Raw genomic sequence first — 25,961 nt, 5'->3', positions numbered from 1 at the left:
TAGGGCAATCTCTTGGTGTGTCGCGAGGTCATCCCCGCGAAGTTCTCTGGAGAGCTGAAGTTACGCGGCGTCTGATGCGCGGCGGTCTTCCTTCTCGCTCATGCGACGGAAGTAGGTAGAAAGCAATGCGCCGGAAATATTGTGCCAGACGCTGAACAACGCGCTGGGTACCGCCGCCAACGGCGAAAAGTGTGCACTGGCCAGCGCGGCACCCAGCCCGGAGTTCTGCATACCGACTTCCAGCGCCAGCGACTTGCGTTGCGCCAAGGGCAACTTGAACAGGCGCCCGGTGAAGTAGCCCAGCAGGTAACCGAAGCTGTTGTGCAACATCACCACCGCCATGATCAGCAGGCCCGACTCGGCAATCTTGCCTTGGCTTGCGGCAACCACGGCCGCGACGATGATCACAATGCTGATCACCGACACCAGTGGCAGCACGTCCACCGCATGCCTTACCCGATCACCGAGCAAGCGCTGCGCGACCACGCCCAGTACGATGGGTAGCAGCACCACTTGCAGGATCGACCAGAACAGCTCCATGAACGACACCGGCAGCCAGGCCGAGGCCAGCAGCCAGATCAATGCTGGTGTGAGCAGCGGAGCGAGGAGGGTGGTGACCGCGGCAATCGCCACCGATAACGCCAGGTCACCCCGGGCCAGCCAGGTCATGACGTTGGACGACGTGCCACTTGGGCAACAGCCGACCAGGATCACGCCGACGGCAATTTCCGCCGGTAAATGGAACGCCTGGCACAGCAACCATGCCACGCCCGGCATGATCACGAAATGCGCGACCACGCCCAGGGCCACGCGCCACGGGTGGCGAGCGACTTCGGCGAAGTCTTCCAGTTTCAAGGTCAACCCCATGCCGAACATCACCAGGCCCAGCAGTGGGACGATGGCGCTTTTCAGGCCGATGAACCAGCTGGGTTGGAGAAAGGCGACAACGGCAAAGATCAACACCCAGTAGGCAAAGGTGTTGCCGACGAAGCGGCTCAAGGCGGCGAGTGCGCGCATGGGGATGTCCTTGTTATTAGATTCTGAAGGTGTGAATGCAATCAAATGTGGGAGCGGGCTTGCTCGCGAAAGCGGTGAATCAGTCATCAGATATACTGACTGATACATTGCTTTCGCGAGCAAGCCCGCTCCCACATTTGGATCTTCACATGGTTTAGATGCCCTGTGGTGTCTCTTCGCCGCCCAGTGCCTCAACCAATGCCGGCAGGAAATCGCCGAAGGTCAGCATCATCAAGGTAAAGCTGGCATCCAGTTGGCCCAGGGCTTCATCACCGCCGTCCTGTTCCGCCTGGTCTTGCAGCAGGTCTTCGAACTTCAGGCGCTTGACGGTCATCTTGTCGTCGAGCATGAAGGACAACTTGTCCTGCCACGCCAGGGACAGTTGGGTCACGACCTTGCCGGTGGTCAGGTGCAGTTGGATCTCTTCGCCGGTCAGGTCCTGGCGCTTGCAGCGCACGATGCCGCCGTCTTCGTGGGTGTCGCGCAGTTCGCATTCGTCGAGGACGAAGAAGTCATCGGCCGGTTTCTGAGTGGTGACCCAGTCGGTCATGATTGCAGTCGGGGCGGTTTTTACCGTCAGCGGGCGGACGGGCAGGGTGCCGATCACTTCGCGCAGGGTCGACAGCAGGTCTTCGGCGCGCTTGGGGCTGGCCGAGTTGACCAGGATCAGGCCCTGTTTCGGCGCGATCGCAGCGAAGGTCGATGAGCGACGGATAAAGGCGCGCGGCAGGAAGGCCTGGATGATTTCATCCTTGATCTGGTCGCGCTCCTTCTTATAGACCTTACGCATCTGCTCGGCTTCGATCTCTTCGACTTTCTCTTTAAGTGCATCACGCACCACGCTACCCGGCAGGATGCGTTCTTCCTTGCGGGCGGCGATCAGCAGGAAATCTCCACTGACGTGAACCAGGGGAGCGTCTTCACCTTTACCGAAAGGCGCGACGAAACCGTAAGTGGTCAACTCCTGGCTTGCACAAGGGCGCGCCAGTTTGGTGGCCATGGCCGCTTCCAACGCCTCGGCATCAACAGGCAGATCTTGGGTCAGGCGATAGATAAGCAGGTTCTTGAACCACATGGGGTGAGTCTCTCCTCTATACAAAGGGGGGCATTATTCTCTTGATCACGCCGCAGGCCAACCCTGCCTAAGCCATTGGAAGGGCTGAAAAAAAAGATTTAAGAAAGTGCTTGCCAGACTTAGGGTCGCTCCGTAGAATGCGCGCCACACCGAAACGAAGGGTGATTAGCTCAGCTGGGAGAGCATCTGCCTTACAAGCAGAGGGTCGGCGGTTCGATCCCGTCATCACCCACCATTCGCTTCATGTGTTACGCGCAGCGGTAGTTCAGTCGGTTAGAATACCGGCCTGTCACGCCGGGGGTCGCGGGTTCGAGTCCCGTCCGCTGCGCCATATTCGGTTACCTGGAATGCTGAACGCCAGGTAGCCAAAGAAAACCCGCTCATTGAGCGGGTTTTTTTCTGTCCGAAATATGGCAAAAAATCGTGTACTAAACTTTTTTTAAATAAATTGCATTTAAATCAAGACATTACGGTTTTTTGGTGTATGATGCGCTCACACCGAAACGAAGGGTGATTAGCTCAGCTGGGAGAGCATCTGCCTTACAAGCAGAGGGTCGGCGGTTCGATCCCGTCATCACCCACCATTCGCTTCAAGTGTTACGCGCAGCGGTAGTTCAGTCGGTTAGAATACCGGCCTGTCACGCCGGGGGTCGCGGGTTCGAGTCCCGTCCGCTGCGCCATATTCGGTCACCTGGAACACTGAACGCCAGGTAGCCACAAGAAACCCGCTCATTGAGCGGGTTTTTTTTCGCCTGCGATTTAACGCACCTTACGGTGCATTGCGGCTGTGGCGGTAATCGCTGACGGCTTCGTACACCGCTTTGCGCAGCCGGTTGATGCCGCCGATGGGGCGGTGGGCTTCCAGCCCGAACCAGGGGTTGAACGACTGGTTATCGCACGCCAGGTTCTGCGCCGGCGTGTCGAAGTCCTGGGCGGGAATCCTGACCTTGGCCACGGTTTCATACGGCGCGTCGCTTTCCTTCCATTCGATGCTGGTGTCTTCGATGGGCATGAACGCCTGCGGGTTTTGCCGCTGGATCTGCAGCACAAAACACGCGTCTACGCGGTCGGTGGACAGTTGCTGGTTGAGGGCGCTGCGCAAGAAGTTGGGCAGGTCCTGGTTCTGTTTGGGCAGCACATAATCCGGGCAACTTTGCGGGTCGGGCGCGACGCGAAACTTGGCGTTGGCCGCGCCAAACTTATAAGGCGACACTGAAAAGTAAGTCGTCTGCGTCGGGCTGGCCGGTGCGGGCGCCAGGGTTGCCAGGGCGATAAACAGGTGACGCACTTGCCAGCTGCGCGGGTCGAGCTTGGGAAAGAACGCCAGGACCTTCTTGCCATCCGCTTGCGCACCGATGTTCTGCGCGTATTCCGCGACATCGCTGACAAAGAAGTTCGGGTGGCTGAACATCACGAAATCCTGCTCGGTGCGCGCTTGCTGGTCGGCCATCAGTTGCTTGCCCGGCACGTCCAGCAGCTTGATCGCCATGCCGCGGGCATCGCGGATGCTGTCGAATTGCGGATAGGCATTGCCGTTGGATAGGCGCATCGTCGCCTGCCAGGTCTTGCCCGGCTCGGCGAAAACACCCTGGCGCAAGGCCGGGTCGAGATCCGCCAGAACGCTGACCTCGGCTTTCACGCACCCATGGGCCTTGGCATGGGCATCGCGCAGGTAGCGAGTGCCTTCGCGATGCTGGTCAACGATGCGCACGGCGGTCTGGATGATGCCTTGGGTCATCGCCGCTTCACCCGGCGGGATCTGTTCCTTCACCGACACCGGGCCCCTGTGCTGCCAGGCAAACCAGGCCATGGCCAGCACCCACCCCAGCAGGCCCAGGCCCAGCAGCCACAACAGGGTTTTGCCAACAAAGGCGCCAAGGCGCAGCCAGAGACGAGCAAGCATGGAGCGGTCCTTGTTTTGCGATCGGATAATCATGGCAGTTGTTGCTCCAGCGGGCCGCCCAGCACCTTGAGGTATTCGAGCAGCGCCCAGCGTTCCTGCGGCAGCAAGCCGCGGCCGATCACGCCATTGCCACGTTCGCCGGCACGGAATTCGTGGCCGCTGTTGTGGTTGCCGGTGATTCGGGTATCGAACACGAAGGCATTCTTGAAGGCGATGGTCTCAAACCCCAGGTGACGCGGGTCGTAGTTGAAGGTGCCTTTATAGAAGGTGGTGCTGCGTTCGTCCTGGGGCGAGAGCAGTTGGTAGATCGTCGGCACCGAACCATTGTGCAGGAACGGTGGGGTGGCCCATACGCCTGCCAGTGGCCGCGCCTTATAGGCACGCAACTCGCGCACGCCGATGGGCAGGCCGAACCCGTCCAGGCCTGGGCGCTCGGCCGTGGTAACGCCGGCCGCACGGTAGGCATGCTCTTCGACGAAGGCCGTGACATAGGCCAGGCCTTGGGCCACCGACATTTTCTTCAGGTCCAGCGGCGCGGTGGGGGTGGGGTGCAGTTCGACATTGAGCCGGGCCAGTTCGGCCGGGTCCCATTGCAGCGCGCTGAGGTCATAGCGTTGATCGGCAATGTTGTTGGCCGTGCCGGGGTCGGTGCCGATGTAGTCCACCGGCAGCATTTTCAACTGCTGCACCGGGCGGCCGTTTTCTTGGGTGACGGTGGGTAGGTGGCAGCCGGCGCAGTTCTCGGCAAAGAGTGCACGGCCCTGGGCGGCGAGGGGTTTGTCGATGGCACCGAACAAGTCTTGCGGCCAGGTCGGCGGCTTGAGGCGTTGCAGGGTTTCTTCGATCAGGTGCAGGTCGCGCACCCGTACGCTGGACGGGTAGCGGGCCTCACCCTTGAGCGGTTGCCCGGCAGCGTCGAAAAACGCCAGGGTCGCGCCTACGCCAAGGGCTTCGCCGATATTGCGCGCCATGGGCTGCTGGGCCGAGCCATTCCACTGCACCCAGTCGAAGGTCCAGATATCCCACAGTTGCGGGTAGTCCACCGGCGCATTGGCGACGCGATAATTGTCTGGGGAAATAGCGTCGCCAAAACTGGCGTTGGCGATGCGCCCAAAGGCGTCAGTACGGCCCGGGCCTTCTTCGGTGGGATAAAGGCCGCGGTGGGTGTCATTCCAGGCGACTTTAAGGAACTGGTTCAGCGATTGCTTGAAGTCCTTGCGCAGTTGATCGCGCTGGGCGTCGTACTGATCCCCCAGGACCTTGTGGGCAAAGCGCTCGAACTTCCACGGGTTGTAATAGGTAGCGGCCAGGCTGGCGACCAGAGCCTGGCCGAAACTGCCGCCGCGCAACGTGGGAACGCTGGAGGGCAGTACGTGTTGCGCCGAGCCACCGTCGATGCGCAGGGCCTGGCCCTTGAAGTGCAATTCGCCGGTGTGGCAGGCCGCACAGGTGATATCCAGGTACTGAGCCTTGCTGTCGGCGTTCTGGTGCCGGGCGAAACCTACCGGCAGGTTGCCAGGGTTTTGCGCGGTGGGTACCTGCTTGGGGTCGACCAGGAAGCCAAAGCGCGCCAGGTACTCCGGCGCGGCAAAGCGTTGCTCGGAAAACGGCAGTTCCAGGGCGGTGAACCAGTCGTAGTGCAGGCCTTTTACTTGGGTACCCTGGGGCGTGAAGTAGTAGGTCTGGCGGTCGTCGGCACTCCATTGCTCCTGGTAGTGCACCTGCTTTACTGGCACGTAGTCCGGCAGCTTGGGGTTGAGGGTGTAGTAGAGCACCACGGCCAGAATCAGGCCCAGTGCGATCAGTATCAGGAATAAAACACGGGAAAAAATGCGCAAGATAACTATCCTTGTCGAATTGTCGCGTTGTTATGCCACTGCGCCACAGGTGCGGCAAGTAGCAATTAGCCCGCTATCAGGCGGTCCCGCGATCCGTCGCGGGGCCCCATGATAAATGGAAATGCTTTTAAACACGTGAACTTATCAGAAGTTTCCTGCTCACATGCCGGTAGCCATTGGTCGTGGCCGCCTGATAAGCTCGCGACTTTATTCGAATGCCCTTATGGCGCATGAACAAGGAAATAGCATGAAACAGCATCGGTTGGCGGCGGCGGTGGCCCTGGTTAGCCTGGTACTTGCGGGTTGTGATTCGCAGACCAGCGTAGAGCTGAAAACCCCGGCGCAGAAAGCTTCCTACGGCATCGGCCTGAACATGGGCAAGAGCCTTGCCCAAGAAGGCATGGACGACCTGGACTCCAAAGCTGTTGCCCAGGGCATCGAAGATGCCGTCGGCAAGAAAGAGCAGAAGCTCAAGGACGATGAGCTGGTTGAAGCGTTTGCCGCACTGCAAAAGCGTGCTGAAGAACGCATGACCAAAATGAGCGAAGAGTCGGCAGCCGCTGGCAAGAAATTCCTCGAAGACAACGCCAAGAAAGACGGTGTCGTCACCACCGCTTCCGGCCTGCAGTACAAGATCGTGAAGAAGGCCGACGGCGCCCAGCCTAAGCCAACCGACGTGGTGACTGTTCACTACACCGGCAAGCTCACCAACGGCACCACCTTTGACAGCTCCGTAGATCGCGGTAGCCCGATCGACCTGCCGGTCAGCGGCGTGATCCCGGGTTGGGTCGAAGGCCTGCAACTGATGCACGTGGGCGAGAAGGTCGAGCTGTACATCCCGTCCGACCTGGCCTACGGCGCCCAGAGCCCGAGCCCGGCGATCCCGGCCAACTCCGTGCTGGTATTCGACCTGGAACTGCTGGCCATCAAGGACCCAGCCAAGGCAGAAGCGGCTGACGCGCCTGCTGCACCAGCCGCCAAGAAGTAATAGGCGCCTGAACACACAACGCCCCGTCTCGACGGGGCGTTGTTGTTTTCGGGCACACCCGGCCTAGGCGAGGTGCCGAGTGGCGGGGCAAGAGCGCTTTGGTTACTTTCGCGCTTTTCGAACGTGATCCGCCGTGAGGCCGCCTTCGCGAGCAAGCCCGCTCCCACATTTGGAGCCCGGGGCATCAGGTAGAGAAGCGTTGGCTCGCAGGCCGCCGCGGGAGCAAGCTCCCTCGCCACAGGGGGCAGCTTCGTACCGGAGTCGTACAGATACTTATGACTTTCGCAAGCCAGGCAACCCCTGCATTGAAGCCTCTGCAAATCCAAACGAACGTCCGCAACCGGACACAGTCTGATATAAGACTCGAGCACGGGTAGCCGCACATACATGCCAAGTCAATGAATTCTTGGGTTTTTTTTATGTGCGCAAAAAACGCCCGATCTGACTGTAGGCCTTGTAGTCCGTGGCTTTCAGCCGATAAAACAGGCTCTGTTCACAAGGTTATCCACAATTTGTGTGGATAACCTTTTATATCGCCTGGAACTGGAGTGCCCTATGAAACCACCGTTCAATTTCACCCGTTTCCTGCCTATGGCTGCACGCTTGCTTGGTCGCGGGCGCTTGCCAACCTTGTTGTTTGCCGTAGCAGCCAAAGGCTCAAGCCAGGGCAATCGGCTAGGCCAGCTCAAGGATGATCTCAAATTGCTTCAGGCCCTGTGCCTGGCTTACTGGCGTGGCGAATACCGTGCCATCAGCCCGAAGGCGCTGATCTCGGTGGTGGCGGGGCTGATGTACTTTCTCAGCCCGATTGATGCGATTCCGGACTTTCTCCCCATGTTCGGCATGCTCGACGACATCGCCGTGCTGTCATGGGTCATGAAGACCTTGAGCGGCGAACTGAGCGCTTTTCGTGTGTGGCGCGATGCGCAACGCCCGGAAAAACTCGCAGTGGTTGAGCGCCTGCCAGCGACGCCTGAACTGCTGGCCCGGGAAAACCCGCAAAAAAACTAATGATGCCGGGTATCCCCCGGCGACCTTCGTGGCTGTTAGGATTACACTTCTAAGGAAAGAACTTACTTAGTAAGTGTTTTTATCCTACGGGGCAGTCATGGATATTCAGATCATTTCACGCGATGGCGCACCCGAATATGCGGTGTTGCCATGGGACCAGTATCAGGCGCTGCTAAAAGCCGCCGGTCAGCAGCAATCTACACCCGCTTCTTCCTCTGCCGCCTCTATCGCCATCGATCAGGACCTGCACCCGCTCGCAGCCCTGCGCGGCCTGCGTGAAGCCAAGGGGCTGGCTATCGAGACCCTGGCACGCACAGTGGGGATCAGCCCCTCGTACCTTGGTTTGATTGAAAGTGGTGAACGCCAGCCGGATGCCGCCATTCGCCGCAGCCTGGCTTGGGAATTGGGCGTAGCAGGTTGGAGGGATGAGTCTTGAGCCTACGTATTAGCCGTCAACATTGGGATGGGTTGCTCAACGAACTGGATCAGGCGCGGCGCCAGCGGCATTTGCTCACGTACCGTGCGCTGCTTGAGCGTCTGCAATTCCCCACGCCGGCGATGCAGACCCTGGCGGCGGCCCTGGAGCACCTGGCGGCGCTGGATGCCAAGGCGGAGCAACCGCTACGCAGTTCCTTGGTGATCAGCCAGGGGGCCAGCCGCCTGCCGCGCACCGGTTTTTTTGAGTGTGTTGAGCGCCTGGGGCGGTTCAGCGGGCCTTCCGATGGCGTGGCCGCCGCGTCCTGGCATGCATCCGAAGTGGTGCGGGTGTTCGAGTACGAGTACCCGGAGTCTGCCGAGGCCTAAAGCGCCTGGGCGCAGGTGTCCAGGCTGTCGATCACGTGGATGCTGTAGCCCGCAACATCCTTGGCATGGTGCTTGGCTTGTGAGGCCAGCTCTGCCAACTGGCTGGCATCGAGTTGTGCGCAGGCCTGTGGATACAAGTGCACTACACCAATGGACAACGACAGCAACGCAAATTCCTGGCGCGCGCCCTGGCGATTGAGCGCCACGAAGCACCCAGCCTCCAGGTGTTCGGCGCGGTAGAAGCGCCGGCATTGGGTGTGGAAATCGTCCAGCAGTTGGTTGAGCCGCTTGCGCCAGTCCTGCGGGCCCAGCACCAGCAGAAAGTCATCGCCGCCAATGTGCCCGACAAAGTCGCGGCTGGGGTCTACCCGGTCATTGAGGCACTGCGCCAGGCATAGCAGCACTTCATCCCCGCGCCCGTAGCCGTAGATATCGTTGAACGGTTTGAAACTGTCGATATCCACATAGCAGATCACCGACTCGCGCTGTTGCTGCAGCAACCGGGTGAGGCACTGCTGGATCGGCACATTGCCAGGCAGCAAGGTCAGCGGGTTGGCGTAGCGGGCCTGCTGGATTTTCAGCTCCGTGATCAACTTGAGCACGTCGATGACCCGACCCAGCCCCAGGTAATCACCGTTCAAGGTGATGATGAAATCCTCTTCGATGCGTTGCCGTGCGCGGCTGGTGAGTAAACGGCTGACCTGTTGCAAGGACTGGCTTAGCTCCACCGCCAAAAAATCATCGCTCATCAAGCGACTGATGGGTTTGCGCGCGAACAAATCGGTCGCGAACGGCTTGAGCAACGCGTCCGATAGCGAATGCCGGTGCACAATGCCGACCGGGCGACCGCGGCCGTTCAATACCGCCAGCGAGTTGAGGTTGGCCTGGCGGCGGAACGATTCCAGCACTTGGGCGGTGGCGGTGTCTTGATCCACGGCGGGTTGCTCATTGAGCAGGGCGCTGAGGTCACTGCCTTCGTCATTGAGGGCCAGCGTGGCGTTATCCGGCTTGGGCAGCATCAGGCGCGCTTCCTGCGGCGGCTTTTCCTGAGGGCGGCAGAGCAGGTAGCCCTGGACCAGGTCGACGCCCATCTCGGTCAACACCGCCAGTTCTTCCGGCAACTCGATGCCCTCGGCAATCACTTGGGCGCGGGACGCCCTGGCGATCTGCAGGATCGAGCCGACAAACTCACGCTTGAGGGCGTCCTGGTGAATGCCGTCGATAAAGTGCCGGTCGATCTTCACGTAGTCCGGGCGCAGTTCGGACCACAACCGCAAGCTGGAATAACCGGCACCCAAGTCATCCAGTGCGATGGCAAAACCCATGTCGCGGTAGTGGTGCAAGGCGGTTTGAAGCAGGGCGAAATCGTCGGTGGGCGCTTGCTCGGTGAGCTCGATCACCACCTGACTGGGAGAAATACCAAAGTCGCGCAACAGTTGCAGGGTGCGCCCTGGCTGATGCGCGTTCTCCATCAAGGATTCCGGCGAGATATTGAGGAACAGCTTGCCGGGCAGTTTCTGCTCGCTGAAGCGCCGGCATGCACTCTCTCGACACGCCATGTCCAATTCGCTCAGGCGCCCGGCGTGGCTGGCCACCGAGAACAGTGCCACGGGGGAGTGCAGCGGGCTGTTGGACGGGCCACGACTGAGGGCTTCATAACCGAGGATGCGCCGCTCCGACAGGCAGATGATCGGTTGGAACAGGCTGTGCAAACTGCCTTGAGCCAGGATTGAGCCCAATGCATTCAGCTGTTCGGTCATGGTCATGGCGGTCTCGATCAAAAAAAAGGACCGCAGGCGTAAACCTGCGGTCCTTTTATTTCACGACAGAATGATGTCTATATGATGACACTCCGAGGAGCGATCACATTAAATCGCCATCATTTACTGTTTGGCCACCTGCTTGGTGATTTTCAGATAATCCAGCAGGATCCGGCCAGTCTCGGCCAAGTAAGCGTCGTCTTCCGGCTTGGTTTTATCCGCCTCGGTTGGCAGCGCGTCTTCATCTTCTTTCTTCAGCTCTTTGAGCGGGTCTTCACCCTTGGCCTTGCGGCGGGTGTTTTCCAGCACCAGTTGCTGATTCTCGATGCTGGAGTGCTGTGCACGGCGATCCGCTTCGTTGAGGCTGACGGTCTTCTCTTCCATCAGCTTCTTGGCCAAGGCCAGCTTGTCGCGGATAAACACGAACTCGGCGTCCTTGGCGGAGCGGGTGTCATGGTCAGCCTTCAACTGAGCCAGGAAGGGCTTGAACGGATCCGACGCCGGCTTGATCGCAGGGCGGATGGTGTCCCACGGCATGGCTTCAGGCAGGGCGCTTTCGCCGATTTCCTTGGTGTCGATGATCGACGGGAAATCGATATCCGGCAGTACGCCCTGATGCTGGGTGCTCTGCCCGGAAACCCGGTAGAACTTGGCCAGCGTCAGTTTAAGCTCACCATGGTTCAGCGGCTGGATGGTCTGCACGGTGCCTTTGCCGAAGGTCTGGCCGCCGATGATCAATGCACGGTGGTAGTCCTGCATGGCGCCGGCGAAAATCTCCGAAGCCGAGGCCGAGAGGCGGTTGACCAGCAGCGCCATCGGCCCTTTGTAGAAGGCCCCCGGGTTCTCGTCTTCGAGCACGTCGACACGGCCGTCAGCGTTGCGTACCAACACGGTCGGGCCCTTGTCGATAAACAGGCTGGTCAGCTCGGTGGCTTCCTGCAGGGAGCCACCGCCGTTGTTGCGCAGGTCGATGACCACGCCGTCGACTTTCTCTTTCTGCAGTTCTGTCAGGATTTTCTTCACGTCGCGGGTGGTGGACTTGTAGTCCGGGTCACCGGCACGGAACGCCTTGAAGTCCAGGTAGAAGGCCGGGATTTCAATCACGCCCAGCTTGTAGTCCTTGCCATCCTGCTTGAGGTTGAGGACTTTCTTCTGCACGGCTTGGTCTTCGAGCTTCACCGCTTCACGGGTGATGGACACGATCTTGCTGGTCTGGTCGTTCGGTGCATTGGTATGCGGAATCACTTCCAGGCGCACCACGCTGCCTTTAGGCCCACGGATCAGCTTGACCACTTCGTCCAGGCGCCAGCCGACCACATCGACCATCTCTTTGTCGGCCTGGGCCACGCCGATGATCTTGTCAGCCGGTGCCACTTGCTTGGTTTTGTCTGCCGGGCCTGCCGGCACCAAACGTACAATCTTCACCTGGTCATTGTCGCTTTGCAGGACGGCACCGATGCCTTCCAGGGACAGACTCATATTGATATCGAAATTTTCCGCGTTATCTGGCGACAGATAATTGGTGTGCGGGTCGTAGGACATCGCAAAGGTGTTGATGTAGGCCTGGAAGATATCCTCGGCACGGGTCTGGTCCAGGCGCGCCAGCTGGTTCTTGTAGCGCTTGGTCAGCAGTTCTTGAATGGCCTTGGGCTCTTTGCCGGCGATCTTCAAGCGCAGTACTTCGTCCTTGACGCGTTTGCGCCACAGGTCGTCCAGCGCCGCGGTACTGGTCAGCCAAGGAGCGTCCTTGCGGTCCACCAGAAGGGTTTCTTTCTGTGTGAAATCGAGCTTGTCGATACCTTTGTTCAGCTCACCCAACGCGAAGTCCAGACGCGCTTTGACGCGGTCCAGGTAACGCTTGTAGATGGTGAAGCCGGGCTGCAGGTCGCCGCTCTTGAGGAAGTCGTCAAATTGGGTCTTCCACTTGTCGAACTCAGCGATATCGCTGGCCAGGAAGTAGCTGCGCGACGGGTCCAGCAGCTTGAGGTAGCTGTCGTAGATGATCACTGAGCGAGCGTCGTCCAGCGGCGGCTTGCTGTAGTGATGGCGCTTGAGCAACTCGACGACGTTAAGGCTGGCAATCACCTCATCGCGATCAGGCTGAAGGTTGTCCCAGCTATTGGCTGCGAACGTATTGGTCGACATCGACGCGAAGCCGAGACCAATGAAAAAAGCGAGGGCGGTGCTGGGGAACAGATGCTTCATGCTGATTCGACGCGGGGGCAATTGATAACGCATATTAGGCCGTCTTTGAGGGAGCCGGTTCCATATGGTCCGGTCGCATAATGCAAAAAGCCCGGCGCTACAGCATCGGGCTCAGTCCAGACTCACTATGGAGGCACTGTGAAAGCATTGCAAGGCGTTGAGGGGCATGTGGAGGGTTAGAAGAACCCAGTCCTACATTCGATGTAGTCCATATTGCCAACAGCCTGACCGAATCCTAGATTGAAATGCCGTCAGTGTGGGAGCTGGCTTGCCTGCGATAGCGGTGCACCAGATGAAGAATTCTTCACTGTTGCACCGCTATCGCAGGCAAGCCAGCTCCCACAGGTTGATCTCTATTGATTCAGGTCCAATGGTGGATCGGCCAGCCGGCCTGTTCGGCATGGGTGCGCAATACGGGGTCCGGGTTCACCACCTGCGGGTGATCCACTTTGAGCAGCAGCGGCAAATCATTGCGCGAGTCCGAATAGAAATAGGCGCCTTCAAGGGTTTCACCTTCCTGCTCCAGCCATGCCAGCAAGCGCGTGATCTTGCCCTCACGGTAAGTCAGTACATCGACGGTACGGCCGCTGTACACGCCGTGGCTGACCTCCAGGTTAATCCCCAGCACTTCCTCGATACCGATACGCGCAGCAATCGGTGTGACCAGGTGAGTGCCCGAAGCGGAAATCACCAGGATCCGGTCGCCATTCGCGCGGTGGCGGGCGATGGTCTTGGTGGCGTCGCTGTAGATCAGCGGCTCGATCACGTCCTCGACCCACGGCTCCACCAGGTGCTCGATTTCTTCCGGGGTACGGCCGATCATCGGCTCCAGGCTGAAATCCATGAAATCTTCCATCCGCAGCTTGCCCTGGCTGTAGGCATCCATCAGCTCGTTGTTCCTGCGCATGAACGACTCAGGGTCTACCCAGCCGAGGCGGCCCATCTGTTCGCTCCACAGCGTGGCGCAGTCCCCGTGGATCAGGGTGTCGTCCAGATCAAAAATTACCAATGCCATCGGTGATGCTCTCTCTCAATAGGTCGCTGCCTGTCAGGCTACTTCACACAGTGCGCTGGGGTCGATGGAAAGTGCCAGGCGCTGGCCATCCGGGTGCAGATCGTCGGCCGAACGATTGAGCACGTCTACCACCAGCTCGACGCCACGGGCTTCGATGCGGTAGCGAATCACGTTACCCAGCAGGCTGTGGCTACGCACCAACGCATCGAGCTCGCCGCTGCGGCTCAACTCGATGGCCTCGGGGCGAATCGCAATGCGCCCGCTGATCGGCCTTTGCAGCAGTTGGCTGGCCTTGTCGGCATCGAGCAGGTTGTAGTTGCCGATAAACCCGGCAGCGAACACATCCACCGGAGCGGTATAAAGGGTTTCGGCATCGCCGCTCTGCACGATCTTGCCCTGGTTCATCAAAAAGATGCGGTCGGACATGGTCAGCGCTTCTTCCTGGTCATGGGTCACGAAAATCGTGGTCAGCCCAAGTTCGCGCTGGATCTGGCGGATCTGCTCGCGCAAGTGCTTGCGAATACGTGCATCCAATGCCGACAGCGGTTCATCGAGCAGCAGCAGGCGCGGGCGGGTTACCAGGGAGCGGGCGAGGGCGACGCGCTGGCACTGGCCACCGGACATCTGGTGCGGATAACGGCCGGCCAGGTCGTTGAGCTCCACCAGTTGCAGCACTTCTTGTACGCGCTTGTGGCTGTCGTCGGCGTTGACCTTTTGCATGCGCAGGCCGAAGGCGACGTTCTGTTCCACAGTCATGTTGGGAAACAACGCGTAGCTTTGGAACACCATGCCGATCTGGCGTTTCTGTGGGCTCAGGGGCACGATGTCCTGGCCATCCAGGAGGATTTGGCCACTGTCCACCGGGGTAAGCCCGGCGATGCAGCGCAGCAGGGTGGATTTGCCGCAACCGGACGGGCCGAGCAGGGTGACGAACTCGCCTTTGGCGACCTCGCAATTGATATCGCTGAACACCGGGGTGCCGGCGTAGCCTTTTTGCAGGTGTTGGACGCTGACGAAGCTCATTGGCTTTTGTCCTTGTTCAAGAGAGTGGCGGCCCAGGTCAGTACCAGCACAAAGAAGAAATACGAGATCACCACGGCACTGGTGAAATGGCCACTGCTGTTGCGCATGTTGTTGAGGTACACCTGCAGGGTTTCGTAGCGGGTCCCGACGAGGATGTTGGCGAACACGAACTCGCCGAACAGGAACGAGAACGACAGCAGCAGCGCCACCATCAGGCCCTTGCGCAGGTTGGGCAGCACCACCAGGATTGCGGCCTGCCAGGTGCTGGCGCCGAGCAGTTGCGAAGCGTCCATCAGGTCGCGAAGGTTGATGGCTTGCAGGTTGTTGGTGATCGCGCGGTACATGAACGGCAGCGCGACGGTGAAGTAGCAGCCGATCAAAATCCACGGCGTGCCCACCATCGCCAGCGGCCCGGAACCGTACAGTTGCAGCAGACCCACCGAGGACACTACCGGCGGCACCGCAAAGGGCAGCAGGATCAGGATGTTCATCAACGCGTCGAGCTTGGGAAAGTGGTAGTGCACCACGAACAGCAGCGGCAAAATCAACACCACTGAAAGGATCAGTGCGCCCACGCAAACCAGCAACGATTGCCCGAAGGCCATCAGAAAGCGCGGGTCGCTCCACAGCTGTACATACCATTTCACGCTGAAGCCGGCGGGCAGGATGGTTGCCGACCAACTGCTGGAAATCGAGTAGACAAAAGTGCCCACCAGCGGCAGCACCAGGATCAGGAATAACAGGTACACCACCACCCGATGGTAGAGGGAGGCCGGGCCGGCTTCAGCGCGAGACATGGTAGCTCCTCTTGAGCAGCAGTTGATGCACCACCGTGACCACGGTCATCAGCGCCACCAGCACCACGGCCAGGGCGCTGGCCATGTTCGGGTCCAGCGACACATCGCCAGAGACCAGGCCGGCAATGCGAATCGGCAGCACGTTGAAGTTGCCGGTAGTAAGCGCATAGACCGTGGCGTAGGCGCCGAGGGCGTTGGCCAGCAGGATCACAAAGGTACCGAGCAGGGCCGGGGTGAGCACCGGCAGGCCGATATGTCGCCAGAACTGCCAGCCATTCGCACCGAGCAGGGCGGCCGACTCGCGCCAGTCTTCGCGCAATGCGTCGAAGGCCGGGTAGAGCAGCAGCACGCCGAGGGGAATCTGGAAGTAGGTATAGAGGATGATCAAGCCGGTTTTCGAGTACAGGTTGAAGTCCTCAATGATCCCGGCCTGCTTGAGCATGAGGGTGATACTGCCGTTGAACCCCAGCAGGATGATGAACGCGAAGGCCAGGGGGACGCCGGCGAAGTTGCTGGTCATGTTGGCGAATGCGGTGACGAAGTTGCGCAGCGGCGAATCCACTCGGCGCAGTGAGTAGCTGCCCAGGGTGGCGATGATGATGCCGAAGATGCTGGAGTAGAAACTGATCTCCAGGCTGAACTGGATGGCCTGCCGGTAGAACTTCGAGGTGAAGATGCGGGTGAAGTTTTCCAGGCTCCAGCTGGACTCTTCGGTTTGCAGGCTGCTGATCAGCACCCACACCAGTGGCGCGATCTCGAACACGATAAAGAACAGTGCGAAGGGCAGCAGGCATAGCAGAGCCAGCCATTTGCCGCGGTTCAATGCATTCACTTGAGCATCTCCCGGCACACAGGTTTGTCGTGGGGCACGCCGAGCAGATCGCAGACGGTGCCGCACAGGTCGGTCTGCTTCGGTGCAGCGTTGATGTCCAGGCTGAAGGCGTCACCGATGACGAACAGTGGCACTTCCCGTTCCTCGCGCAACAGCCCGTTGTGGGAGCGGTCGTTGTTCATGCCATGGTCGGCGGTGACCAGTATCTGGTAGCCGGCGTCGAGCCAGCCTTGCAGGTAGTCGGCCAGGATAATGTCAGCCGAGCGTGCGCTGTTGCGGTATTGCGCGGTGTCGAGGCCATGCTTGTGGCCGGCGTCGTCGATGTTCATCGGGTGCACCAGCAAAAAGTTTGGCGCGTGCTTGAGCCGCAGGCTTTCGGCATCGGCGAACAGGTGGGAATCGGGGTAGTGGTCATTCCAGTAGAAATGCCCGTGCTGGATCGCCAGCGCCTTGTCGTCGGTATGACGATCGCGGGCGGCGAGAAAGGGCGTGCGGTTATACAACTCGCTGACCCAATGGTAAGCCGCCGCCGCGGTGCTCAAGCCGGCGTCGGTGGCGTAATGGAAAATGCTGCGCTGGTTGGACAGGCGCGAGACGTTGTTGTGCACGACGCCGCTTTGAATCGGCGGCACGCCGGTGAGGATGCATTCGTACAACGGGCGGGACAGGGCGGGCAGTTCACATTCCAGTGTGTAGAGGGCTGCGCGTCCAGCGCCGACATAGGCCTGCAAGTGCCCCATGGCGTGCCGGGCAACCTCGAAGTTGAGGCCGTCGAGCACCACAAGGATGACATTGTGCTTCATGGGGGCTGGGGCTCCGCAACAGATGGTATGGCTCAGTATCAACTTTGAATGGGATCAAATGTGGGAGCTGGCTTGCTGTGGCGAGCAAGCTTGCTTGCGCTGGGGTGCGGAGCACCCCCAAAAAGCCGGCTCCAGCTACGCTGTCGAGCGGGAGCAAGCTCCCTCGCCACAGCAAGCCAGCTCCCACACTGACCGCCTTTGGATCAGAGAGACCGATTACTTCATTTCTACGATGACTTGCTCGTTCCACATCTGTGGCAGCTTCTTGGACGTCGCTTCCCAGGCATCGGCATCCTTGATCGGCTGCGGGTTGGCCTTGGTGTACTGCTCGCCAGGGATCAGGTTCTTGGCAACGTCCGCCGGCAGTTTCAAGTCGGTTTCAGCCCGGATCGGACGCGCATTGCCGCGCGCCAGGTTGAGCTGGCCAGCATCGCTGAAGATGTATTCGCGGGTCAGCTTGGCGGCGTTCGGGTGCTTGGCGTATTTGTTGATGATGGTGGTGTAGCCGGATTTCACCGAGCCATCCGAGGGGATCAGCACCACGTAGTCATCCGGGTTGGCCATCTTGGCCTTGTAGCTCAGGCCGTTGAAGTCCCAGACGAGACCCACTTCGACTTCGCCTTTTTCCATGGTGGCGATGGTTGGGTTGGACAGCGAGAGGCGACCTTGCTGGGCGATCTTTGTAAAGAATTGCAGGCCCGGGGCGATGTTTTTCTCGTCGCCCTTGTTGGCGATGGCCGCGGCGAGGACCGCGTTGGAGGCCTGGGCGGCGGTGCTCACGTCACCCACCGATACCTTGTATTTACCGGTTTGCAGGTCAGCCCAGGTGGTGGGCACTTCGGAGCCGTGCAGCAGCTTCTTGTTGACGATAAAGGCAATGGTGCCGGTGTAGGCCAGGGCCCAGTGACCGTCCTTGTCTTTCGCCCAATCCGGCACCTGCGCCCAGGTAGACGGTTTGTATGGCTGGGTGACTTCCTGCTTCACCGCGATCGGGCCGAAGGCCGCGCCCACGTCACCAATATCCGCGCTGGCGTTGTCTTTTTCGGCTTTGAACTTGGCGATTTCCTGGGCCGAGCTCATGTCGGTGTCGATGTGCTTGAGGCCGTAGGTTTTGGCCAGGTCTTCCCAGGTGCCTTTCCAGTTGGCCCAGTCATCGGGCATGCCGACGCTGTTGACGGCGCCTTCCGCTTTGGCGGCGGCTTCCAAGGTTTTTAGATCGGTATCAGCAGCCATGGCGGCGGTGCACATGGCAATGGTCGAGCCTAACAGTGATGCCAGGAAAAGCTGTTTCATCCGAAGCTCCTTTGGGCGTTTTCAACGCGGCGTTTTATCTGAACGTTAGCGGTGGTTTGGTCTAGGTCAGCAATACCTGAGCCAATCTAGGCCCCATGGATGACAGTTTCATGTCGATGTCGTTTTTGAAGCGCTGATGTCGCTCAGCTCCGACTTAGCGTAGACCATGCCCAAGTGCCCGCAGGCCCTGGACTTGGCCGATGTATTGCAGGGTGTGGTAGAGGCAGTCGACAGCCTTTGTCATCTGTCGGTCATCTGGAGTGCCTAGGCTGGCACACAGCAGCAAAAGCCCAGATAAAGCGCGTTTTGTGCACCTGAACGGTGCTGGTCTAGTCCAGATAGGTAACGTTGATGCGTGATGAGGCAATCAAGGCGGTAACTTCCATCGGCCTGGCGCTGCAGGAGCAGATCGACCATGGCCTGTTGCCGCCTGCCAGCAAACTGCCCGCCGAGCGCAAGCTCAGCGAGTTGTTTGGTACCACTCGGATTACCGTGCGGGAAGCCTTGTTACAACTGGAGGCCCAAGGGCAGATCTACCGCGAAGAGCGTCGGGGCTGGTTCGTCTCACCGCCACGGCTGGCCTATAACCTGATGCAGCGCAGCCACTTTCACGCCATGGTCAGCGACCAGGGGCGCGAGGCTTCCACGCAGGTCATTTCAGCACGCTTGCAACCGGCGTCGGCGGCGGTGTGCGCGTGGTTGCAGTTGCCGGCGTTGTCGAGCGTGATCCAGATTTGCCGGGGCCGCAGGATTGACGGACGCCTGGTGTTGTACGTGGAGCACTACCTGAACCCGCAGTATTTTCCGGGGATCCTGGCGTGCGATTTGAATCAGTCGATGACTGAGCTGTATGCCAGCAAATATGACTTGCACTACGGGCGGGTGCGCTTCGAGATAGTCCCGACCTCACTGCCGGTGGAAGCGGCCGCTGCGCTGCGTGTCTCGGTGGGCAGCCCGGGCTTGCGCATCGCCCGGGTCAACTATGACCAGCATCAACGCCTGATCGACTGTGACCTGGAGTTCTGGCGGCATGATGCGATTCATGTGGGTGTGGATGTGGTGTAGCGGCTGATGCACCGCGAACCAGTGTGGGAGCTGGCTTGCCTGCGATGGCATCGACTCGGTATGCCTGATAAACCGAGGCGCCCGCATCGCAGGCAAGCCAGCTCCCACATTGAACCGAGTTTATCCCTGACGGATCGGTGGCTTGCCTAGGGTGTAAGAGCCTTGATCACTTGGTCCACATTGGTTTCCAGCTCAGTCACCGGGTCGGCGCTGTCCACATTCAATACCAACAGTCTGGAGCCGCCGTCAGTGACGGCGGCTTTGACTGCATCACTCGGTTGACGGTGATGCAGCACCACCGCCACGTCGTTCTCCTTCAACGCGCTGCTGAGTTTCTGCAGCGCCTCAGGCGTCCACTCGGCATCGGGCCGTGCATCGGTACTGAGCACTTCCAGGTTCAGGCTGCTGACGAGGTACGCGAAGTGATCGCTCAAGCTGAGCACACTCAGGTTGTCGGCCTTGGCCAATCGCGCCTCGCTGTCGGCGGTGAGCTTGAGTAAACGCTGTTTGAGCGCGGCCAGGTTAGCGTCGATCCGGGGTTTGGCAGCCGGCGCCAGGCGGCTCAGGTCGGCGGCCATCACGTCGGCCATGCGCCCCATATTGTTGCTCGATTGCCAGGGTTGGCTGTTCAAGCCGTCGGTGACACCCGGTTGTACCGCGATACCCGGCAAACCGCCGTCCACCGGGCGTGCGGCATCGACTTCGACGATACGGATATTGCTGCGCCGCGCCACGGGGTACAGCGGGTCATCGGGCCACAGCGAACGCAGGCCGATGGCCGCGTCGGCGTCCAGCGCCAACTTATTCAATGCCGCAGCACCGCGGCCGGTGAAGTAGGACACCTGCCGCGAACCCGGCAGATTGGCCGGTGCGGCGCGTTCAAGCGCTACGTTGGTGCCTTTGAGCAGCGCCTCGGCCAAGCCGTAGGTAATCGGCAGCGAGGCCAGCACCTTGACCGGCGGCTTGGTCTTGGTCAGGGCTGCGTGACCGAGGCCCTGGTTGACTTTGAAGTCCTTGGCGTCGAAACCGTCGACGGCCAGCGCCGACGTACTCATCAAGCAAGCGATGGCCAAGGCCAGTGGGCGAAAGGCAGGGCGCATTATCCAAGATTCCCTTTGAGGCTGGGCACAACGCCACGGGCGATGGCGGCGAAGGCGAAGGCGATACCGGCAACCAGAATGATGGCGGCGCCGGATGGGATGGGCAGGTCGAAGATGATCGGCAGCAGGATGCCGCACAGGGTGCTGATGGTAGCGATCAGCACCGAGATCCAGAAGAAGCCTTTGAGTGACTGGCTCAACAGGCGCGCCGCCGCGGCAGGAATCACCAGCAAGGCACCGACCAGGATTGCGCCTATGACCTTGACCGCAGCCACGGTGATCAGGGTCACCAGGATCACGAACAGGTAGTCCAGGCTTTTCACCGCCACCCCGCGCACTGCCGCCAATTGCGGGTTGAAACTGGCCAGCATGATGCGGTTGTACAGCGGCAATGCCAGGGCCATCACCAGCGAGCCGACAATGGCCAGTACCAGCAGGTCGTTGCCGTTGACCGTCAGCACCGAGCCAAACAGCACGTTCTCGAGAATGTGCACGTTGATCTTGCCGGCCAGGATCAGCAGCAGGCTTGCCCCCAGTGCCAGGGACACGGACAGGAACACGCCGATCAAGGTATCGGGCGCCAGGCCGGTGCGGTTACGCAGGTAATTGAGCAGGATGCCGAACAGCAGGCAGTAGCCAAACAGGCTGCCATAAGGCCCGGTATAGGGTTCGCCCAGCAGGATGCCCACGGCCACGCCGGTCAGCGCGGCATGCCCGACCGCTTCGGAGAAAAACGCAAAGCGCTTGACCACCACCAGCGTACCCAGGCCGCCGAGTACCGGGCCGATCAACAAGCCGGCGAGCAGGGCGTTGACCACAAACCCGTAGGCCAGGGCTTCGGGCAGGTAACCGGCAGAGGCCCAGCCCTGGACCATCAAGCGAAAGGCTTCATAACTCATGGCGCCGGGCTCCGAGGGTGGGTGGAGAACAGAGTGAGCAGGCGGTCCGGGGTCAGCGCCTCCTTGGGCGTGGCGTCGAACAGCACGCGGCGGTTCAAACCGGTGACGCGGTCGGCCAGGCGGCCAACGGCTTCCAGGTCGTGTTCGATCCACAGCACCGTAATCCCAGCCAGGCGCCAATCGTTCAACAACCGTTCGAACACCTGGATACCGGCCTCATCGAGGGCCGACATTGGCTCATCCAGCACCAGCAATTGCGGCGCCGGAATCAGCCCCTGGGCCAGCAGTACACGCTGGCGCTCACCGCCGGACAACGCGCCCATGCGGCGCTTGCGCTTGTCTTGCATGCCAACGCGCTCAAGGGCATCGCCAATCGCCCCCGCGTAATGCCTGGAAAGGCCCAGAAACGCCGGGCGACGCTGGCACATGGCAGCCATGAGGTCGTCCACGGTCATCGGCAAGCCCCGGTCAAATTCCAGCGCCTGGGGCACGTAACCGATGGTGCCGGGTGCGGTTGGCCATTCCAGGCTCAAACGCCCCTGGTGCGGCGTCTGCCCCAGCAGGGTCTTGATCAGCGAGCTTTTGCCGCCGCCATTGGGGCCGACCAGCGCATGGATGCTGCCCGGCTGTACCTGGAAACTCACGCCATCGAGGATCACGGTGCGCCCCAGGGTCAGCGAGATCTGGTCGAAGTTCAGGGTGGGGCCGACGCTGACGGCGTTCAGTTGCTGCGCGGCGCTCATGCTCCCGACTCCTGAATCGCCCGTACCACGGTGTTGAGGTTGCCGGTCATCTCCACTTCGTACTTCTCTGCGCTGTATTCGCCGTAGGAAATATGCGACAGCGGGTACAGCTTGACTCCGGATTCACGCTGGATGGTATCGACGTAGGAGGACGGGAAATCCATCTCCGAGAAGATCACTTTCACATCCAGAGCACGCAGTTCATCGATGGTCTTTTTCAGCTGGCTGGGGCTTGGCTCGATACCGTGGGCCGGCTCGACCACGGCGGTGACTTCCAGGCCAAACTCGCGCAACAGGTAGTCGTAGGCCGCGTGTACGGTGGCGACGCGCAGGTCCGGGTTGGGCGCGCTGGTCAGCTTGGCCAGGGCGTCGGCGCGCATCTGGCGCAGGCGCTTGCCGTAGGCCCGGGCGTTCTGGGTGTAGGTTTTGGCGTTGTCCGGGTCGAGCTTGCCCAACTCACGGGCAATGTTATTGACCTGGGCAATCGACGCGCTGATCGACAGGAAGGTGTGCGGGTTGACCACCTTGCCCGCACCGCGTGCTGCGTTACCGGTAGCGGCGAGCAGCGGCACGTTGGCGTTGGCTTCGATCACCTTGATGTCCGGGCGCTCGCTGGTGGCAATCATGCGGTCGGCGAAGTCGTCATGGCCGACGCCGTTGAGCACGATCACATCCAGGGTACCGATGCGCTTGATGTCTTCGGCGCGCGGCTCGTAGGCGTGCGGGTTGAAACCGGCGGGAATCAGCGGCACCACTTCGGCCTTGTCGCCCACGATATTGGCTACGTAGCTGTAATAGGGGTGCAAGGTAATGCCGATACGCAGGCGCTTGGCCGCCTCGGCATTGGCAAGGGGGGCGAGCATCAGGCTGAACAGGCCAACCAGCAACAGGCGCAACAGGGGCGATGACATAGGCATGGGCAATCGGTCTTCTCGTTCAGTGACGGTGTTGGCGGGTGACGCCGGCATCGAATTGCGCGACCACCTGCTGCCAGCCGGCCGCGATCAGCGCCTGGTCAGTGAGGTCGGATGGGGCGGCAAGGTTGGCGCTGCGGTTGAGCCAGATATCCGGCTCACTGCCTTGCACGCGCATCAGCAGCGAACCGCTGGTGGCCGGCACCTGGCTCAAGCCCAGGTAGGCAGCCGGTGCCAGCAACTGCCAGCGATGGCCGCCACGGCTGACCGAACTGGCGTCCTGGGCAAATGGCGCGAAGCCTTCTTCGGCCAGTTGCTCTGGTGTCGGCAGGGCGCTGTGCTCCTGCTGCAACAGGTGGATTTCATCCAGGGTCACCCGCAGGTCGGCGTAGATGCCTTGCTCGGCCGCGCTCAGGTCGCGGCGGGCGTCCAACTGGTGGCTGGGCACTGCCGCGACTTCCTGGGTTTCCCCGTGCAGCGCCACGACCGTGCCCGCCACCGCGAGGATGATCAGGCACAACAGCAACACATAAAGGGTTTCGTGGCCCGCGCCAGCGGGGCGTACAACCTGTGTGGTACTCATTGCGACGGGATATCCGCTTGGTCGATTTCCACCACGTGGCCGGGGCCGGCATCAAACAGCACGTAGAACTCGGCGGCGGGCTTCTTGAAGGTCAGGGTCGAATCCTCGCCAAGCTTGCCCGGCACCAGGATGGTTTCGTCGTAGCCGATCACATCCAGGGTTACGCCGGGGGCGCCACTGCCGTCGGAGAAACCGCCTTTGCACTGGATCTGCTCGCCGGGGATTTCTTTGCATTCGCACATCGGGTTGTGGGCGAAGGCGGTGGTGCTCAGGCCGGCGCACAGCAACAGCGCGGCGCGGGTGAGGCGCTTGAACGTCATGGTTTGACTCCTTGCTTGTTCAGCCAGGCAATGGTGGCAGGCGAGGCCTGGCTCAGCGGGATGGAACCCTGGTGCATGCTGCCGTCCCACCCTTCCATGGTCACCCATATTTCGGCGTCCGCCGGGGTGCGTTCGGGGATCGGCAGGGCGGCGCCCATGCGGTACGGCGTGCCGAAGAAGATCACTCCGGCGGCGCGCAGGCTGCGGGGTTTGCCGATACGCAGGTAAGTGGCCTTGACCTGCTCGGCACAGGTGTCACACAGGGCAGCGTTAAAGAACTTCATCGGGCCAGCCGGGTTCGGGCTCGGGCCTTCGTTGCGAAACTCAGCCAGCGTCAGGCTCCAGGGGCCGACTTGCACTTGCCCGGCCACGCGCTCGCCGATGCCGGTATCCCCGCGAAACAACGCGGCGTCGGCAAAGTATTTAGGCATGAACCCCAGCGGCACCAGCAACAGCAGGATGTTGATATGGAAACGCCATTTGAGCCAAAAGGCGCGCAGCGGGGACGGCGGTACGGTTGCGACCTTGCTCATCGCTGGGCCTCCGGGGTTTCGGTGCGCATGGCCGGGGTGGGCATGGGCTGACGTTGCGTCTTGGCCTCGCGCTTGAGGGCGTTGAGGGTGGCCAGAGCGGTGCGCTTGGTCCAGATCAGCAGGCCGCTCAACACCATCATGCTCAGCACCAGGCCGAAGAACGCCCAGATCAGCTTGATCCACAAACCGCCAAAGTCACCGGTGTGCAGCGGGCGCATCGACTCGGTGACGAATTCCAGCGGGGTGCGGTCGGACAATAAATTCGAGACCGCGATTTCACCGTCATAGGGGTTCAGCTGTGCGGTCTGGAACATCAACGGATACCAGCCACGCCCGCCGATCTGCAGGTGGCTGTAGGCGTTGCTCGGCATGAACACAAAGCTGGCATCCAGGCCGGGGATTCGCTCGGCGGCGATGTCGATCGCCTTGTCGATAGGGATCATCGGTGCCGGTACGCCCGGTGCCGACAGCGGCACCTTGTCCCGCGCAATCACTGGCACGATGGGTTCACTGGAAATGGATATCTGGTTGTCGCCCAGGACAGCCTCGATCAGGAACCAGGTGCCGGTGATTGAAATGACCGCGATAAACCAGATCGCCCAGATGCCGCTCAGGCGGTGAAAGTCGCCCCAGAAGATCCGTGCGCCGTGGCGGATGCGCAGGGTAGGGCGCAGGAAGCCTTTCCAGAAGCGCTTGTACACCACCAGGCCGGTGACCAACGAGGCGAGCAGCGGCAAGCCCAACGCGGACACCAGGTACCAGCCCCAACTGTACCCATTGGTGAATGGCACCAACCACCAGCCATGCAGGGCGCGGGTGAATTGCTGGAAATTGAACGAGGGGCTGATGCCCTGGATCGCGCCGGTGTAGGGGTTGGCATACACCTCCACGGAGCGCCCATCCGGGTAGCTGAGGCCGACGCTCAGGGCGAAGTGCGATTCATCCGGGCGGATGATGGACTGGACGATGGCCTTGGGCTCATCGTGCTTGATGGCCGCGATCACCTGGTCAAAGCTCAGCGGCTGAGCGTCATCCGACGGCTTGCTGGCGCGGATATCCGGGTTGGCCAGCCACACGATTTCCTGGCTCACCACGGCCAGGGTGCCGGTGACGCAGACGATCAGTACAAAGAACCAGATGGGCAACGCCAGCCAGCTATGGACGAGAAACCAGAGTTTGGAGCGTGACTTCTTCGACATATAAATGAGGGTCTTGATCGGAGGGGCGATGGAGGCCCGGAAAAGGCCAGTCGTAGCTTTTGCTGACGCGACAGGCTGTATCTAAGTTAGGACGGATGAGAATGAGAAATCCCTAAGGCGGATATGAAAGAAAATGTTTCAAGCTCGCAGTCAGGGTGTGTGGCGTAACTTTTGGATATAGCTTGTCTGCGATCACGGCCCACCAGCCGACGCCTTTCTATCTGACGCGCTGAGGTCTAAA

Annotated in this window: 25 protein-coding genes and 4 tRNA genes; 9 read left to right on the top strand and 20 right to left on the bottom strand. The window is 60.6% G+C overall.

All coding sequences use genetic code 11. The features are described 5' to 3' along the window. Positions 1–60: 60 nt before the first annotated feature. Positions 61–1,017, bottom strand: coding sequence for a bile acid:sodium symporter family protein (locus tag ODQ19_RS20420; RefSeq protein WP_116666486.1), 957 nt, complete (start codon positions 1,015–1,017; stop codon positions 61–63). A 154-nt stretch (positions 1,018–1,171) separates the two neighbouring features. Beyond that, complete coding sequence (gene rdgC, locus ODQ19_RS20415) at positions 1,172–2,092, bottom strand: recombination-associated protein RdgC (protein ID WP_005786703.1); 921 nt, start codon at positions 2,090–2,092, stop codon at positions 1,172–1,174. A gap of 159 nt (positions 2,093–2,251) precedes the next feature. On the opposite strand from rdgC, the gene ODQ19_RS20410 reads away from it, so the two are divergent. From ODQ19_RS20410 to ODQ19_RS20395, 4 genes are all read left to right on the top strand, one after another. After that, positions 2,252–2,327: transfer RNA gene (locus tag ODQ19_RS20410), tRNA-Val, on the top strand. Positions 2,328–2,346: 19 nt separating this feature from the next. Then, positions 2,347–2,423, top strand: a tRNA-Asp gene (locus tag ODQ19_RS20405). Between the two features lie 177 nt (positions 2,424–2,600). Next, a tRNA-Val gene (locus ODQ19_RS20400) sits at positions 2,601–2,676 on the top strand. 19 nt (positions 2,677–2,695) lie between these two features. Next, a tRNA-Asp gene (locus tag ODQ19_RS20395) sits at positions 2,696–2,772 on the top strand. Between the two features lie 89 nt (positions 2,773–2,861). Here ODQ19_RS20395 and ODQ19_RS20390 read toward each other — a convergent pair. Further along, positions 2,862–3,995 (bottom strand): catalase family protein, encoded by a 1,134-nt coding sequence (locus tag ODQ19_RS20390; RefSeq protein WP_044273086.1) that lies wholly within the window; start codon positions 3,993–3,995, stop codon positions 2,862–2,864. Positions 3,996–4,024: 29 nt separating this feature from the next. Then, the gene (locus ODQ19_RS20385) at positions 4,025–5,833 is read right to left on the bottom strand and encodes a di-heme-cytochrome C peroxidase (protein ID WP_116666487.1); all 1,809 of its coding nucleotides are present in this window, start codon (positions 5,831–5,833) and stop codon (positions 4,025–4,027) included. Between the two features lie 247 nt (positions 5,834–6,080). On the opposite strand from ODQ19_RS20385, the gene ODQ19_RS20380 reads away from it, so the two are divergent. From ODQ19_RS20380 to ODQ19_RS20365, 4 genes are all read left to right on the top strand, one after another. Then, positions 6,081–6,821: an FKBP-type peptidyl-prolyl cis-trans isomerase gene (locus tag ODQ19_RS20380; RefSeq protein WP_003190133.1), complete on the top strand. Its 741-nt coding sequence runs from the start codon at positions 6,081–6,083 to the stop codon at positions 6,819–6,821. Positions 6,822–7,376: 555 nt separating this feature from the next. Next, positions 7,377–7,832, top strand: a complete 456-nt coding sequence (locus ODQ19_RS20375) for a YkvA family protein (RefSeq protein ID WP_330211084.1) — start codon at positions 7,377–7,379, stop codon at positions 7,830–7,832. Positions 7,833–7,929: 97 nt separating this feature from the next. Beyond that, positions 7,930–8,268 carry a helix-turn-helix domain-containing protein gene (locus ODQ19_RS20370; RefSeq protein WP_330211083.1) on the top strand — a complete coding sequence of 113 codons (339 nt, stop codon included), beginning with the start codon at positions 7,930–7,932 and terminating at the stop codon, positions 8,266–8,268. Then, positions 8,265–8,636 (top strand): hypothetical protein, encoded by a 372-nt coding sequence (locus ODQ19_RS20365; RefSeq protein ID WP_005786715.1) that lies wholly within the window; start codon positions 8,265–8,267, stop codon positions 8,634–8,636. Before ODQ19_RS20370 ends, ODQ19_RS20365 begins: the two co-directional genes overlap by 4 nt. On the opposite strand, the gene ODQ19_RS20360 is transcribed toward ODQ19_RS20365, so the two are convergent. The 8 genes from ODQ19_RS20360 to ODQ19_RS20325 form a co-directional block, all read right to left on the bottom strand. Next, positions 8,633–10,402, bottom strand: a complete 1,770-nt coding sequence (locus ODQ19_RS20360) for a bifunctional diguanylate cyclase/phosphodiesterase (protein ID WP_330211082.1) — start codon at positions 10,400–10,402, stop codon at positions 8,633–8,635. The two genes, ODQ19_RS20365 and ODQ19_RS20360, sit on opposite strands and share 4 nt — an antisense overlap. Before the next feature lie 117 nt (positions 10,403–10,519). After that, on the bottom strand, positions 10,520–12,601 hold the full coding sequence (locus ODQ19_RS20355; protein WP_224796967.1) for a carboxy terminal-processing peptidase: 2,082 nt from the start codon (positions 12,599–12,601) through the stop codon (positions 10,520–10,522). Between the two features lie 361 nt (positions 12,602–12,962). Beyond that, the gene (locus ODQ19_RS20350; RefSeq protein WP_330211081.1) at positions 12,963–13,616 is read right to left on the bottom strand and encodes an HAD family hydrolase; all 654 of its coding nucleotides are present in this window, start codon (positions 13,614–13,616) and stop codon (positions 12,963–12,965) included. 33 nt (positions 13,617–13,649) lie between these two features. Beyond that, positions 13,650–14,639 (bottom strand): ABC transporter ATP-binding protein, encoded by a 990-nt coding sequence (locus ODQ19_RS20345; protein ID WP_330211080.1) that lies wholly within the window; start codon positions 14,637–14,639, stop codon positions 13,650–13,652. Continuing rightward, positions 14,636–15,436, bottom strand: a complete 801-nt coding sequence (locus ODQ19_RS20340) for an ABC transporter permease (protein ID WP_003190144.1) — start codon at positions 15,434–15,436, stop codon at positions 14,636–14,638. Before ODQ19_RS20340 ends, ODQ19_RS20345 begins: the two co-directional genes overlap by 4 nt. After that, positions 15,423–16,268, bottom strand: a complete 846-nt coding sequence (locus ODQ19_RS20335) for an ABC transporter permease (protein WP_330211079.1) — start codon at positions 16,266–16,268, stop codon at positions 15,423–15,425. Before ODQ19_RS20335 ends, ODQ19_RS20340 begins: the two co-directional genes overlap by 14 nt. Further along, entirely contained in the window at positions 16,265–17,071 is an 807-nt protein-coding gene (locus tag ODQ19_RS20330; RefSeq protein WP_330211078.1) for an alkaline phosphatase family protein, read from the bottom strand. The genes ODQ19_RS20335 and ODQ19_RS20330 overlap by 4 nt, the downstream gene beginning before the upstream one ends. A gap of 216 nt (positions 17,072–17,287) precedes the next feature. After that, positions 17,288–18,364 carry an ABC transporter substrate-binding protein gene (locus tag ODQ19_RS20325; RefSeq protein ID WP_003190150.1) on the bottom strand — a complete coding sequence of 359 codons (1,077 nt, stop codon included), beginning with the start codon at positions 18,362–18,364 and terminating at the stop codon, positions 17,288–17,290. A gap of 351 nt (positions 18,365–18,715) precedes the next feature. Here ODQ19_RS20325 and ODQ19_RS20320 point away from each other — a divergent pair, with 351 nt between their 5' ends. After that, complete coding sequence (locus ODQ19_RS20320; RefSeq protein WP_003190151.1) at positions 18,716–19,429, top strand: UTRA domain-containing protein; 714 nt, start codon at positions 18,716–18,718, stop codon at positions 19,427–19,429. Between the two features lie 146 nt (positions 19,430–19,575). Here the strand turns inward: ODQ19_RS20320 and ODQ19_RS20315 are convergent, their stop codons facing one another. Genes ODQ19_RS20315 through ODQ19_RS20280 form a run of 8 tightly spaced genes read right to left on the bottom strand, consistent with a single transcriptional unit; the run spans position 19,576 to position 25,720 of the window. Beyond that, complete coding sequence (locus ODQ19_RS20315) at positions 19,576–20,529, bottom strand: metal ABC transporter solute-binding protein, Zn/Mn family (protein ID WP_330211077.1); 954 nt, start codon at positions 20,527–20,529, stop codon at positions 19,576–19,578. After that, entirely contained in the window at positions 20,529–21,428 is a 900-nt protein-coding gene (locus tag ODQ19_RS20310) for a metal ABC transporter permease (protein ID WP_330211076.1), read from the bottom strand. The genes ODQ19_RS20315 and ODQ19_RS20310 overlap by 1 nt, the downstream gene beginning before the upstream one ends. Continuing rightward, positions 21,425–22,171 (bottom strand): metal ABC transporter ATP-binding protein, encoded by a 747-nt coding sequence (locus tag ODQ19_RS20305; protein WP_330211075.1) that lies wholly within the window; start codon positions 22,169–22,171, stop codon positions 21,425–21,427. The genes ODQ19_RS20310 and ODQ19_RS20305 overlap by 4 nt, the downstream gene beginning before the upstream one ends. Next, positions 22,168–23,088, bottom strand: coding sequence for a metal ABC transporter substrate-binding protein (locus ODQ19_RS20300; RefSeq protein WP_330211074.1), 921 nt, complete (start codon positions 23,086–23,088; stop codon positions 22,168–22,170). Before ODQ19_RS20300 ends, ODQ19_RS20305 begins: the two co-directional genes overlap by 4 nt. A gap of 19 nt (positions 23,089–23,107) precedes the next feature. Continuing rightward, entirely contained in the window at positions 23,108–23,668 is a 561-nt protein-coding gene (locus ODQ19_RS20295) for a DUF6162 family protein (RefSeq protein ID WP_116666501.1), read from the bottom strand. Next, on the bottom strand, positions 23,665–23,988 hold the full coding sequence (locus ODQ19_RS20290) for a hypothetical protein (protein WP_014717808.1): 324 nt from the start codon (positions 23,986–23,988) through the stop codon (positions 23,665–23,667). Before ODQ19_RS20290 ends, ODQ19_RS20295 begins: the two co-directional genes overlap by 4 nt. Beyond that, complete coding sequence (locus ODQ19_RS20285) at positions 23,985–24,521, bottom strand: hypothetical protein (RefSeq protein ID WP_019817260.1); 537 nt, start codon at positions 24,519–24,521, stop codon at positions 23,985–23,987. Before ODQ19_RS20285 ends, ODQ19_RS20290 begins: the two co-directional genes overlap by 4 nt. Continuing rightward, positions 24,518–25,720: a PepSY-associated TM helix domain-containing protein gene (locus ODQ19_RS20280; protein WP_330211073.1), complete on the bottom strand. Its 1,203-nt coding sequence runs from the start codon at positions 25,718–25,720 to the stop codon at positions 24,518–24,520. Before ODQ19_RS20280 ends, ODQ19_RS20285 begins: the two co-directional genes overlap by 4 nt. Positions 25,721–25,961: the final 241 nt, after the last annotated feature.

The organism is Pseudomonas sp. AM4(2022) (assembly GCF_036346515.1).
Lineage (GTDB): Bacteria > Pseudomonadota > Gammaproteobacteria > Pseudomonadales > Pseudomonadaceae > Aquipseudomonas > Aquipseudomonas paracarnis.
The sequence above is the reverse complement of the archived record's forward strand: the minus strand, read 5'-3'. Positions and strand labels throughout refer to the sequence as shown.

Coding starts and splice junctions, on each gene's coding strand:
- ODQ19_RS20420 (WP_116666486.1), bottom strand. CDS start 1,017: ATGCGCGCACTCGCCGCCTTGAGCCGCTTCGTCGGCAACACCTTTGCC.
- rdgC (WP_005786703.1), bottom strand. CDS start 2,092: ATGTGGTTCAAGAACCTGCTTATCTATCGCCTGACCCAAGATCTGCCT.
- ODQ19_RS20390 (WP_044273086.1), bottom strand. CDS start 3,995: ATGCTTGCTCGTCTCTGGCTGCGCCTTGGCGCCTTTGTTGGCAAAACC.
- ODQ19_RS20380 (WP_003190133.1), top strand. CDS start 6,081: ATGAAACAGCATCGGTTGGCGGCGGCGGTGGCCCTGGTTAGCCTGGTA.
- ODQ19_RS20375 (WP_330211084.1), top strand. CDS start 7,377: ATGAAACCACCGTTCAATTTCACCCGTTTCCTGCCTATGGCTGCACGC.
- ODQ19_RS20370 (WP_330211083.1), top strand. CDS start 7,930: ATGGATATTCAGATCATTTCACGCGATGGCGCACCCGAATATGCGGTG.
- ODQ19_RS20360 (WP_330211082.1), bottom strand. CDS start 10,402: ATGACCATGACCGAACAGCTGAATGCATTGGGCTCAATCCTGGCTCAA.
- ODQ19_RS20355 (WP_224796967.1), bottom strand. CDS start 12,601: ATGAAGCATCTGTTCCCCAGCACCGCCCTCGCTTTTTTCATTGGTCTC.
- ODQ19_RS20350 (WP_330211081.1), bottom strand. CDS start 13,616: ATGGCATTGGTAATTTTTGATCTGGACGACACCCTGATCCACGGGGAC.
- ODQ19_RS20345 (WP_330211080.1), bottom strand. CDS start 14,639: ATGAGCTTCGTCAGCGTCCAACACCTGCAAAAAGGCTACGCCGGCACC.
- ODQ19_RS20340 (WP_003190144.1), bottom strand. CDS start 15,436: ATGTCTCGCGCTGAAGCCGGCCCGGCCTCCCTCTACCATCGGGTGGTG.
- ODQ19_RS20330 (WP_330211078.1), bottom strand. CDS start 17,071: ATGAAGCACAATGTCATCCTTGTGGTGCTCGACGGCCTCAACTTCGAG.
- ODQ19_RS20325 (WP_003190150.1), bottom strand. CDS start 18,364: ATGAAACAGCTTTTCCTGGCATCACTGTTAGGCTCGACCATTGCCATG.
- ODQ19_RS20320 (WP_003190151.1), top strand. CDS start 18,716: ATGCGTGATGAGGCAATCAAGGCGGTAACTTCCATCGGCCTGGCGCTG.
- ODQ19_RS20315 (WP_330211077.1), bottom strand. CDS start 20,529: ATGCGCCCTGCCTTTCGCCCACTGGCCTTGGCCATCGCTTGCTTGATG.
- ODQ19_RS20310 (WP_330211076.1), bottom strand. CDS start 21,428: ATGAGTTATGAAGCCTTTCGCTTGATGGTCCAGGGCTGGGCCTCTGCC.
- ODQ19_RS20305 (WP_330211075.1), bottom strand. CDS start 22,171: ATGAGCGCCGCGCAGCAACTGAACGCCGTCAGCGTCGGCCCCACCCTG.
- ODQ19_RS20300 (WP_330211074.1), bottom strand. CDS start 23,088: ATGCCTATGTCATCGCCCCTGTTGCGCCTGTTGCTGGTTGGCCTGTTC.
- ODQ19_RS20295 (WP_116666501.1), bottom strand. CDS start 23,668: ATGAGTACCACACAGGTTGTACGCCCCGCTGGCGCGGGCCACGAAACC.
- ODQ19_RS20290 (WP_014717808.1), bottom strand. CDS start 23,988: ATGACGTTCAAGCGCCTCACCCGCGCCGCGCTGTTGCTGTGCGCCGGC.
- ODQ19_RS20285 (WP_019817260.1), bottom strand. CDS start 24,521: ATGAGCAAGGTCGCAACCGTACCGCCGTCCCCGCTGCGCGCCTTTTGG.
- ODQ19_RS20280 (WP_330211073.1), bottom strand. CDS start 25,720: ATGTCGAAGAAGTCACGCTCCAAACTCTGGTTTCTCGTCCATAGCTGG.